The sequence below is a fragment of the Streptomyces sp. NPDC056486 genome, assembly GCF_042795295.1.
Classification (GTDB): Bacteria; Actinomycetota; Actinomycetes; order Streptomycetales; family Streptomycetaceae; genus Streptomyces.
This window is the reverse complement of the sequence record NZ_JBHTSF010000065.1, coordinates 39,683-49,795: the sequence shown is the minus strand read 5'-3', so window position 1 is coordinate 49,795 and position 10,113 is coordinate 39,683. Positions and strand designations below refer to the sequence as shown.

Genomic DNA, 10,113 nt, shown 5'->3' with positions numbered 1-10,113 from the left:
GCTCCGGACCTGGTGTCAGAACGTCAGCTTCCAGCTGTTGATGTAGCCGGTGTCCTGCGCCGCCACATCCTGTACGCGGAGCTTCCAGGCTCCGTTCGCCGGTTCGCTCGACGCGTTGACCGTGTAGGTCGCGATGACGTTGTCCGCCGAGTCGTTGCTGCTCGAGTTCTTCAGGCGGTACGCCGTGCCGTCGGGGGCGAGCAGGTCGATGACCACGTCACCGCGCCAGGTGTGACGGATGTCGACGTCCGCCTTGAGCGTGGCCGGGGCGTTGCCCGTGCGGCCGGTCACGTTCACCGTCGAGGTCACGGCCGCGCCGTTGTCCGGGATGGTGACGTCCGCGGTGTTCTCGTACGAGTCACCGGGCGGGACCGGGGTCTCCGTGCCGAGGGTCCAGATCGCGTGGGCGATGGCGTCGCTGTTGCGGTCGAGCGCGGTGTCGTTGATGTTCGTCGTGGTGTCGCACGACGAGTGGTAGCAGCGGTCGAAGGCCGTGCCCGACGTGCCGCCCCACTTCTGGGCCTGGGCGGCGGACTTCCTGGTCTCCGCGCCGGTGAAGAGGCCGCCGACCGGGATGCCCACGTTCTTGAAGCTGGCGTGGTCGGAGCGGCCGTCGCCCTCCGTCTCTATCTCCGTGGGGATGTTCAGGCCCGCGTAGTAGTCCTTGAAGGTCTTCTCGATCGTGGGGTCGTCGTCGTAGACGAAATATCCCGGGTTCGGGGAGGCGATCATGTCGAAGTTGAGGTAGCCCGAGACCTTCGAACGCTCGGTGGAGGGGAGGTTGTTGACGTAGTACTTCGAGCCGACCATGCCCAGCTCCTCGGCGCCCCACCAGGCGAACCGCAGATGCTTCGTCGGCTGCAGCTGTGCGCGTGAGACGGCGAGCGCGGTCTCCAGGATGGCGGCCGATCCCGAGCCGTTGTCGTTGATACCCGGTCCTGCGGTGACGCTGTCGAGGTGGGCGCCCGTCATCAGGACCTTGTTCGGGTCGCCGCCCGGCCAGTCCGCGATGAGGTTGTAGCCGGTGGCGCCGCTGGAGGTGAACTGCTGCACGGTGGTGGTGAAACCGGCCGCGTCCAGCTTGGCCTTCGCGTAGTCGATCGACGCCTTGTAGCCGGCCCGCCCGTGGGCGCGGTTGCCGCCGTTGGCCGTGGCGATGGACTGGAGTTGGGAGAGGTGCGCCTTGACGTTGGCGAGCGGGATGTCGGGGGCCGCGAGCGTCGGCGACGGGGCTGCCAGGGCCGTCGGCGCGGTGGCTGCGATCAGCCCGGCGGCGGCGAGTGCGGCGACGCCCGCGGTGGCCCGTCTCAGGGTGCGGGGCAGGGCAGGTCTGGAGATTCGCATGTGGGGCTCCGTATTCCGAACAGCGAGGGGGACGGAACGTACTGACGCCCTGCGACGCGGATGCCGCAGGGCGCTGGAGCTGCGCTGAGCTTGAGTCAGGTGGGTGGCGCAAAGTGCGTTGCCTGATATTGGGGGTGCGTCGACTCGCCGTCAAGAGAGGAATCCGGTCAGAAACCGGGCATGAGGGTTCGTATATCGGACGAATGTTGGGCGTGTGCCGGACTTATGTCAGACATCGTGCTGGGTTCCGTGTGCGAGATCCGGCCGAGCGGCACGGCTCGGCGGGAAACTCAGCCGTGCAGCCCAGCCTCCCGCTTGCGCCTCTGCAGGACGTGGTCGCTGAAGAGATGCCGGCACCGGTCGAGCAGCACGCCCACCTCCGGGTCCCCGGGCCGTGCGCCCGCCGGCAGATGCCAGCGCTGCACGGACATTCCGGCCCACGTACGCAGCTTCACGTCCGGGTCGTTCACGAGCCCGGCCGCCGCCCGCAGCTCCACGACCCCGCCGTACGCCTGGAGCAGCCGGAACGCGGCGACGCGGATGTGCCGGGGCCGCTCGGACCTGGTCCGTTCCAAGAGCCAGTCGGCAGGCAGCTGTTCGGCCGACGGCAGAAGAGCGACGGTCGTCTCGCGTACGACACCGGGGGCCGGATCGTCGAGCAGCGGTCGCAGCTGATGCGTGTCCGCGAGGTCCAGTGCCCGGAGTCCGGCCACGGCCTGCGCCCGCACCCCGTCCGCCGGGTGGCCGAGCAGCTGCCGAAGCAGCGCGCCGTCCGCGCGGTCTCCGCACTCGGCGAGGCCGATGACCGCGCCGGGCGAGAGGGCGGGGCCGTCCGGCGTCGCGCACCGCGCCCGGTACCAGGCCGTCGGGTCGCCTCCATGCTGTCGTACGACATACCGGGCGCAGGCACGCACCCGCGCGGACCGGTCGCAGAGGAACGACTCGGCCCGCTCCGGCTGCCCCGCCCGTCGCAGGCCGGTGACACCGGCGGACCGGACACGGGGTGCCTGTGCGGTCAGCAGCGGTTCGAGCACGTCGGCGGAGTCGACATCCGCTTCCCGCACGGCCGCGAGCGCCGCCGTCGCGCACAGGTCCTGGACCACGGCGTCAAAGTCACGCGCGGCGGCGCGGGCCAGTTCGGCGGGGCTCAGGCGGCGCTCTTCGATGGCGAGGCGGTAGGCGAACCGCCGTACGGCGTCGTCGCGGAGCAGGAAGAGGGTGGCCAGTTGCCCGGGAGTCGTCTGCCGCAGCGCGTCCCCGAGCAGCTCGACACCGAAGGCGCCCCGGTCTCGGCGGCCGATCCGCAGGATCAGCGGAGCGAGCTCGACGGCGGTCTGCGGGTCGAGGACTTCGCGCAGGAGCTTTCGGGCACGTTCGCGCACGGGGGCGGCCCAGTCGGTGCAGCGGATCGCGATCAGCGGCAGCAAGCCGGGACGGCCGGGATGCCGCCCCGCCCGGCGTACCGCCGCCTCGCGGATCCTGCCGTCGCGATGGCAAAGGGCGAGCGCGAGCCCGGACTCGCCGAGCCGCGTCAGGTCGGCGGGCAGCGGGGCCGAGTGCTCCCAGCCCGGCCGCTGGGGCACCCCCCGGCACCAAGGCACCTCACGTACCCCCGCGTCCAGCGCGAGCCAGCCATCAGTATCGGCGAAGGCCAGAACGCTCCCCAGCGAAGCCCCCTCCGCGAGCCGCAGCGCCGCCGCGGCACCGGCGTCGCCTTCTGCGCCTGCTGTGCTTGCTAGGCCTGCTGTGCCTTCTGCGTCTGCTGTGATGCCCTCACGCATGACCGCCCCCGATTCCTCCGGCTGTAGGGAGGTGATCGTAGGGCGGGGACGCGGTGCGGGGCGCGCGATATATGGGGGAGCGGGGGCAGAAGAGGGGCTACTGCTACTGCTACTCCTGCTCCTCGTCCGACGTCTCGGGGCGCAGCAACGGGTGCTTCACACCCGGGAACACCCGGGCCTTGATGACCGGCTCGGTGGACGCGCCCTGGATCACTGATTCTGCGATGCCCCACGGGCGGCCCGGCAGGTCGACGAGGATCGTGTACGAGTTCGAGCAGCCCATGCACTCGTAGCAGTCCACCCAGGTCTCGACCTCGGTGCGGCTGCCGGGGTAGCGGGCCACGTGGCGGTGGCGGGCGTGGCAGCGGTCGCACTTCTCGCCGGGCTCGCAGGTGCCGCCACAGGGGCACGGCACGTCCAAAGTCTCCGCGGGCTGCCAGCGCTGCGTGACGACGGCCTCGCGGGTGGCGCCCATGTCCTTCATGGCCTTCAGATTGCGGGCGGCGACGTTGTACGACTCGCCGGTCGACGTCATCCGGTTCCGGATCACGTCCTTGCGTCCGCGGTTCGTCGTCATGCTGGGCCTCCTGGGGTTCACGCAGCCCACCAGGAGGCCCATGAGATCGGTACCTCTACGGTACCCGCCGTCCGGCCCTGTCCCGAATCCCGATCCGCTGCTACTCGATGACGAGCTCGACATCGATGTTGCCGCGCGTGGCCTTGGAGTACGGGCAGTACGCGTGCGTCGCCTCGACAAGCTTCTGTCCGGTCTCGCCCGCCAGGGAGTCCGGCAGCTCCACGCGCATCACGACGGCGAGCCCGAAGCCCGTGTCGTCCTTGCCGATGGAGACCTCGGCGGTCACGGAGACGTCCTTGGCGTCGACCTTCATCTCACGGGAGACCGCCCCCATCGCACTGGCGAAGCAGGCCGCGTACCCGGCGGCGAAGAGCTGCTCGGGGTTGGTGCCCTGGCCGTCGCCGCCGAGGGCCGGGGGCATGGCGAGCGTGAGGTCGATCTGGCCGTCGGAGCTGACGGCGCGGCCCTCACGGCCGTTGGCGGTGGCGACGGCGGTGTACAGCGCGTTCATGGGGTGTCCTCTTCCCTCGGTCGAAGAACGTGAGGAACGGGTTTCGTTCGCTCGACAGCAATGGTTGCACACGACTTAGTTGTGCACAACTTAATGACGCATGCCGAGTACTCTGGACCCATGACGTCATCGCCGACCGCCGTACCCCCCGGACCCGAGAAGCCCGACAAGACGGACCTGCCCGACGCCGAGCTCCTGCGCCTCGACCATCAGGTCTGCTTCTCGCTGCACGCCGCCTCGCGCGCCTTCGGCGGCGTCTACCGCGATGCCCTCAAGGACCTGGGGCTCACCTATCCCCAGTACCTGGTCATGCTGGTGCTCTGGGAAGACGGCCCGCAGCCCGTCAAGGCGATAGGCGAGCGGCTGCGCCTCGACTCCGGCACGCTCTCGCCGCTCCTCAAGCGCCTTGAGACCGCAGGGCTCGTGCGGCGCGAGCGCAGCGCCGCCGATGAGCGCTCCGTCACCGTGCAGCTGACGGAGGCCGGATCCGAGCTGCGTGAGCGGGCACTGCCCGTGCCGCGCCGGATCCTCGCCGCGACCGGTATGACGGTCGAGGAGGTCCTTGCCCTGCAAGGACTCCTCGGCCGCCTGACGGGCGCTCTCGACGGGGCTCACTGAGCGGACTCGCTTCAGCGCTTCAGCGCCTCAGCGCTTCAGTTCCCGCACGTACTTCCCGAACTTCTCCAGGCCGTCGACGTTGCGCGGCCCGCTGATGCCCTCGTTGTAGTCGAGGACGAAGAAGTTGTTCTTCTTCACGGCGGGCAGTTCCTTGGTGTGCGGGGACTTCTTCAGGAAGTCGATCTTCTTCTTGGCGGGCATGTCGCCGTAGTCGAAGATGATGATGACTTCGGGCTCGGCTTTGGCGACGGCCTCCCAGTTCACCTGGGTCCACCGCTCGTCGAGGCCGTCGAAGATGTTCTTGCCGCCGGCGGCCTTGATGATGTCGTTGGGCGGGACCTGGCTGCCCGCCGTGAAGGGCTGGTCCGTGCCGGAGTCGTAGAGGAAGACGGGGACCGGGTCGCCCTTGGGAGCCTTGGACTCGACGGCGGCCACCCGCTTCTTGAGGCCGCCCACGACCTCGTCCGCCTTCTTCTCGACCTTGAAGATCTCGCCGAGGCGGTCGAGGTCCGAGTACAGGGCCTTGAAGGGGGTGACCTTCTGCGGGTGTCCGGGGTAGTTGAAGCAGCTCTCCGTGTGCATGAAGCTCTGGATGCCGAGCTTGTCCAGGATCTTCGGGGTGATGCCACGCTGGTCGCTGAAGCCCGAGTTCCAGCCCGCGACGACGAAGTCGGACTTGGCCTCCACGACGAGCTCCTTGTTGAGGAGGTCGTCGCTGAGCATCTTCACCTTGGCGTACTCCGATGCCCAAGGGGACTCGCTGACCGGCGGGTTGGCCGGGGGCATGACATAGCCGTGGACGTGCTCGGTCAGGCCCAGGCTGAACATCTTGTCCGCGCTGCCGCCCTCGTAGACCACCGCGCGCTGCGGGGTTCTGTACGTGACCGGCTCACCGCAGCGCTTCACGGTGACCTTCTCGGGTGCGCCCGAGGCCTTCGAGTCGGAGTCGACCTCCGCGCCGCAGCCGCTGAGCAGCAAAGCCGCCGCGAGCGCCGATCCGATGGTGGTACGTGTTCTGGGCATGGCCTGGTGGTGCCTTTCAGAGGGGGCTTCACAGGGGAGCCGAGGGGCTCAGTGCGTAGAGAAGTTGGGGGTCGCCGGTCAGGGGGTGGCTGATCACGCTGGCCTTGACGCCGAACACCTCGTCGACAAGACCCGTGGTGAGCACCTCTTCCGGCGTCCCCGCGGCCACCAGCGCGCCCTGGGAAAGGACCCCGACGCGGTCGCACGCGGCCGCCGCGAGGTTGAGGTCGTGCAGGACGACGAGGACGGTGAGGCCCGAGCCCTTCAGGAGTGAGAGGAGCTCGATCTGGTGGCGTACGTCGAGGTGGTTGGTCGGCTCGTCGAGGACCAGGATCCGGGGCTCCTGGACCAACGCCCGGGCAAGGAGGACGCGTTGACGTTCTCCGCCGGACAGGGTGAGTACGCCGCGGTCGGCGAGGCGGGTGAGGTCGAGGCGGGCCATTGTCCGTGCGCACAGGCTCTGTTCGCGTGCGCTGAGCGCCTGGTTCCCGCGCAGATGGGGTGCGCGGCCCAGGGCGATGACCTCCGCCACGGTGAAGTCGAGGTCCACCGCGCCGTCCTGGGCCATCGCGGCGACGACCTGCGCGCTGCGGCGCGGCGTCAGGCGCGAGAGGTCGTCGTCGCCCACCCTGACCACGCCGGAGCTCGGACGCAGCGCGCGGTAGACGCACTTGAGGGCGGTGGACTTGCCGCTGCCGTTCGGGCCGACCAGGCCGACGATCTGACCGCTGCCCACTTCGAGGGACAGGTCCCGGACGAGCAGCTTGCCGTCGATCGTCACGGACAGGCCGTCGAGTGCGAGGTCCATCTCAACGGCCCCCGAACATATAGCCCTTGCGCCGCATCAGCGCGATGAACACCGGCACCCCGACCAGCGCCGTGATGACTCCGAGCGGCAGCTCGCGCGGTGCCACAAGGGTCCGCGACAAGAGATCGACCCAGACCATGAACACCGCCCCGACCAGCGGCGCGACGGCGAGCACCCGCGCATGCGTGGCGCCGACCACCATGCGTACGAGATGGGGCATGACCAGGCCGACGAAGCTGATCGCGCCGCTCACGGCGACCATCACCCCGGTGATCAGCGAGGCGAGCAGAAGAAGACCCTTGCGGTGCCGGTCGGGGCTGATGCCCAGGCTCGTCGCTGTCTCGTCGCCGAGCGCCAGGACGTCGAGCGCCCTGCTGTAGCGGTAGAGCACGGCGAGGCCGAGCAGTACACAGGCGGCCACGACGGGCAGGGCACCCCAGCTCGCGGCGCCGAAGCTGCCCATCGTCCAGTAAAGGATCATGCTGGTCGCCTCGCTGTCCGGCGCGAAGTAGATGATCACGCTCATCACGGCCTGGAAGCCGAGCGCCATGGCCACGCCCGTCAGGACGAGCCGCAGCGGCGAGAGCCCGCCACCACGGCTCGCCGATGCGACGTACACGAGAAGCGATGCGACGAGCGCGCCGATGAACGCCCCCGCCGACACCGCGTAGATGCCGAGCGCCGCGAGCCCGCCCGTGACCGTGACGCCGACCGCGCCGACCGATGCCCCGGACGAGACGCCCAGGACGAAGGGGTCGGCGAGCGCGTTGCGCACAAGCGCCTGGATGGCGACGCCGACCGCGCTGAGACCCGCCCCCACAAGTGCCGCAAGGAGCACGCGCGGTGTGCGGATCTGCCAGATGATCTGATACGTCGTCACCTCGTCGGCGTCGATGCTCCCGCCGCTCAGCGCCGCCCAAAGCAGCCGGGCCGTGTCACCCGGCGAGACGACCGCGGAGCCCAGGCCGATGGCCACGACGACGGAGGCGAGGAGCGCGATGAAGAGCGCGGCACAGATCGCCGCCAGGCCCGCGCGGGAGGCGAGCCGGCTCCGTACGCCGTTGGCCGGTGGATCTGGTGGGGGCGCGTCGGACGCCATGGCGATGGTTGCCGTGGGGGAGAGTGCGGGCGGTGGCATGGCAGGCGATCCTTTCAAGTGGGTGCGGGGCAAGGCGTGTTGGAGTCAGCTAGGCGCTGGGCGGACTTGACGGCGCCCCGTAGGGAGCGCGGGGAACTGCGCGATCTGCCCCCACCGGGCCCGGGGGTCTGTGCACCGCACCTCCACGGAGCGCTCAGGCAGGCTCCGCCGCCTCCTCCTCCACCGGCTCCTCCACCGGCCCCGCACGAAGGACCAGCACCGCAGCCACCAGCGCCGCCGCCACCAACGCGCCGAAGGTCACGGCGATCCCCGGATATCCGGCGAGCCCGAGCCCGAGCCCGCCGAGACCCGCGCCCACGAAGACCCCGAGGCTCATCCCCGCGGCGTTCACGCTCAGGGCCGCGCCGCGCCGGGTCCCGCAGCGCCGGACGAGCAGGCTGATCACGCACGCGGCCACGACGGCGTGGCTCGCCGCGTGCAGGGACGTCATCGCGAGCGCGAGCGGCAGCCAGTGCGTGAAGTAGAAGCCCACGACCGAGACGAGCGCGGCGACCAGGCCGACGGCCAGCAACCGCTCGGTGCCGATCCGCGGCTCGGCGGAGTTCGTGATCCGTCCCGTGAGGAGGTTGCTCACGAAGAACGACGCGCCGCTGAGCGTCCACACGAACGCGAAGAGCCCGGGGTCGAGCTCGAACCGGTCGTCGTAGTAGGCCGCCAGATAGGAGAGGTAGCCCATGAACACGGCGGTGCGCAGCAGGGCGATGAGCAGCAGCGGAACGACACCGGGGATGGCCCCGAGCGCCTTGAACGAGGCGACGTAGCCCAGGCGTTCGGTGTCCGGTGCCTTCTCGACCGGCTTGTCCTTGCCGCGTACGAAGAAGACGGCGGCCAGGAGCAGCGACACCCCGGTCACGGCGAACAGGTCGCCCTGCCAGCCCCAGAACAGCGCGGGCAGCGCGATGACCGGCGCCGCCAGCATCGCCGTCATCGACTGGGTCGCCGTGACGAGCGTGGCCGCGCGCCCGGCGGCCTTCCCGGAGCCGAAGCGGTCGGCGGCCGCCGCGGTCAGCGCCGGATTGAGGACCGACGTACTGGCGCCGACGAGCAGGCAGAACACGGCGAGCAGGATGAAGTCCCCGCTCGCGCCGAGTGCGGCGGACGCGCCGAGCGCCGCGAGGCCGCCCGCTGCCGCCCACTCCTTGCGCACCCGGTCGATCAGCGGGGCGAGCGCGGTGCCCACCAGCAGGGCGGCGAGACCGCCGAGTCCGCGCAGACCACCAAGCGTGGCGACGCTGCTCTCGGCGTCCTCGGCCATGGGCACCAGGTACGTGCTGAAGATGGTGAACGGCAGCAGGCCCACCGCTGACGCGACCAGGACGGGCCACAGGGTGCGGGCCATCCGCAGGTCGCCGGGCAACTCCTCGTCAACGGCGGAGGGCCGGGAGGGCGCGGGATCCACCGCGGGGCCCTTGGAGTCGACGCTCACGCCGCCTCCCGGTAGCGGTAGAGGGGCGTCTCGTCGGCGCTGAACTGCGAGAACGCGAAGGGCTCTGCGGAGAGTCCGGTGACCCCTGCGGGCAGGAACGCGCGGGCCACGGCGCTGCCGCTCTGCGCGTACACGACCAGCGGCACCTCGTGCTCGCGGCAGTGCGCGAGGATCAGGTCGAAGGTGCCGTTGCTCAGCGTCATGCCGGTGGCGACCACGGCGTCGGCTTCCTTCAGGACCTCGGTCATGTCGTCGGTGATCTGGTCGCCCCACTGGGTCGTACGGAGATTGAGATCGCAGGGCAGACAGACGCCGCCCCGCTCACGTATCGCCGCGACGAGGGGGTTGACCACGCCGATCAGCGCCACCTTCGCGCCCGGCTCGATGTCGAGCAGCCCGGCGATGGCGGCGTCGCGGGCCTTCGCCCGGACCTCCGGGGTGCCGGTGGGCAGCGTGACGCGTTCGGCATCGGCGGAATCCCGGTGCGGGCTCACCTGCGCGAGGTAGGCGTCGAGTGCGGCGATGCGGACGGGTGTGGACTCGGCGCGCAGCAGCTTGTCGAGGGTGTGGCCCGATGCGTTCTCGCAGAATTCCGGGGCGAGTTCACCTGCCTCGAAGGAGCAGGCGCCGAAGGCCGTGCCGACCCGGAGCAGCAAGTAATGGTTGTGGTAGGTGACTTGGCTGCCTGCGAGGCGGGTGGTGTTGTACAGCCAGAACGCGCTGGTGACGGAGAGGTCCTTGGGGTCGGGGCCGTGGTCGCCCGCCAGGACGGCGTCGATGAGCTCCGCGACACTGTGGGGTGTGCGCGGCTCGGGGTGTGACATGTGGAGTTCTCTCGGTGCGATGGTTGACGTGACTAGGGAAGG

10 protein-coding genes are annotated in these 10,113 nt (G+C 70.1%); 1 reads left to right on the top strand and 9 read right to left on the bottom strand.

Translation table 11 applies throughout. From position 1 onward, the window contains the following. Window positions 1-15: 15 nt before the first annotated feature. From ACFQ7F_RS24555 to ACFQ7F_RS24540, 4 genes are all read right to left on the bottom strand, one after another. A complete protein-coding gene (locus tag ACFQ7F_RS24555) occupies window positions 16-1,344 on the bottom strand; it encodes a M28 family metallopeptidase (protein ID WP_383273872.1) in 1,329 nt (442 codons plus the stop codon). Between the two features lie 290 nt (window positions 1,345-1,634). Then, window positions 1,635-3,125, bottom strand: coding sequence for a hypothetical protein (locus ACFQ7F_RS24550; RefSeq protein WP_383273870.1), 1,491 nt, complete (start codon window positions 3,123-3,125; stop codon window positions 1,635-1,637). Between the two features lie 109 nt (window positions 3,126-3,234). Then, on the bottom strand, window positions 3,235-3,702 hold the full coding sequence (locus ACFQ7F_RS24545; RefSeq protein WP_383273868.1) for a hypothetical protein: 468 nt from the start codon (window positions 3,700-3,702) through the stop codon (window positions 3,235-3,237). Window positions 3,703-3,802: 100 nt separating this feature from the next. Next, the gene (locus tag ACFQ7F_RS24540) at window positions 3,803-4,213 is read right to left on the bottom strand and encodes an organic hydroperoxide resistance protein (protein ID WP_383273866.1); all 411 of its coding nucleotides are present in this window, start codon (window positions 4,211-4,213) and stop codon (window positions 3,803-3,805) included. A gap of 120 nt (window positions 4,214-4,333) precedes the next feature. Between ACFQ7F_RS24540 and ACFQ7F_RS24535 the strand changes: the two genes are divergently transcribed. After that, the gene (locus tag ACFQ7F_RS24535) at window positions 4,334-4,831 is read left to right on the top strand and encodes a MarR family winged helix-turn-helix transcriptional regulator (protein WP_383273864.1); all 498 of its coding nucleotides are present in this window, start codon (window positions 4,334-4,336) and stop codon (window positions 4,829-4,831) included. A gap of 27 nt (window positions 4,832-4,858) precedes the next feature. On the opposite strand, the gene ACFQ7F_RS24530 is transcribed toward ACFQ7F_RS24535, so the two are convergent. From ACFQ7F_RS24530 to ACFQ7F_RS24510, 5 genes are all read right to left on the bottom strand, one after another. Beyond that, window positions 4,859-5,854 carry an ABC transporter substrate-binding protein gene (locus tag ACFQ7F_RS24530; protein ID WP_383273862.1) on the bottom strand — a complete coding sequence of 332 codons (996 nt, stop codon included), beginning with the start codon at window positions 5,852-5,854 and terminating at the stop codon, window positions 4,859-4,861. A gap of 28 nt (window positions 5,855-5,882) precedes the next feature. Then, the gene (locus ACFQ7F_RS24525) at window positions 5,883-6,662 is read right to left on the bottom strand and encodes an ABC transporter ATP-binding protein (protein WP_383273860.1); all 780 of its coding nucleotides are present in this window, start codon (window positions 6,660-6,662) and stop codon (window positions 5,883-5,885) included. 1 nt (window position 6,663) lies between these two features. Next, window positions 6,664-7,800, bottom strand: coding sequence for a FecCD family ABC transporter permease (locus tag ACFQ7F_RS24520; protein ID WP_383273858.1), 1,137 nt, complete (start codon window positions 7,798-7,800; stop codon window positions 6,664-6,666). Window positions 7,801-7,954: 154 nt separating this feature from the next. After that, the gene (locus tag ACFQ7F_RS24515) at window positions 7,955-9,247 is read right to left on the bottom strand and encodes an MFS transporter (protein ID WP_383273856.1); all 1,293 of its coding nucleotides are present in this window, start codon (window positions 9,245-9,247) and stop codon (window positions 7,955-7,957) included. Further along, a complete protein-coding gene (locus ACFQ7F_RS24510; RefSeq protein WP_383273854.1) occupies window positions 9,244-10,071 on the bottom strand; it encodes a Rossmann-like domain-containing protein in 828 nt (275 codons plus the stop codon). Before ACFQ7F_RS24510 ends, ACFQ7F_RS24515 begins: the two co-directional genes overlap by 4 nt. Window positions 10,072-10,113 lie beyond the last annotated feature (42 nt).

Coding starts and splice junctions, on each gene's coding strand:
- ACFQ7F_RS24510 (WP_383273854.1), bottom strand. CDS start 10,071: ATGTCACACCCCGAGCCGCGCACACCCCACAGTGTCGCGGAGCTCATC.
- ACFQ7F_RS24520 (WP_383273858.1), bottom strand. CDS start 7,800: ATGCCACCGCCCGCACTCTCCCCCACGGCAACCATCGCCATGGCGTCC.
- ACFQ7F_RS24555 (WP_383273872.1), bottom strand. CDS start 1,344: ATGCGAATCTCCAGACCTGCCCTGCCCCGCACCCTGAGACGGGCCACC.
- ACFQ7F_RS24535 (WP_383273864.1), top strand. CDS start 4,334: ATGACGTCATCGCCGACCGCCGTACCCCCCGGACCCGAGAAGCCCGAC.
- ACFQ7F_RS24550 (WP_383273870.1), bottom strand. CDS start 3,125: ATGCGTGAGGGCATCACAGCAGACGCAGAAGGCACAGCAGGCCTAGCA.
- ACFQ7F_RS24525 (WP_383273860.1), bottom strand. CDS start 6,662: ATGGACCTCGCACTCGACGGCCTGTCCGTGACGATCGACGGCAAGCTG.
- ACFQ7F_RS24545 (WP_383273868.1), bottom strand. CDS start 3,702: ATGACGACGAACCGCGGACGCAAGGACGTGATCCGGAACCGGATGACG.
- ACFQ7F_RS24540 (WP_383273866.1), bottom strand. CDS start 4,213: ATGAACGCGCTGTACACCGCCGTCGCCACCGCCAACGGCCGTGAGGGC.
- ACFQ7F_RS24530 (WP_383273862.1), bottom strand. CDS start 5,854: ATGCCCAGAACACGTACCACCATCGGATCGGCGCTCGCGGCGGCTTTG.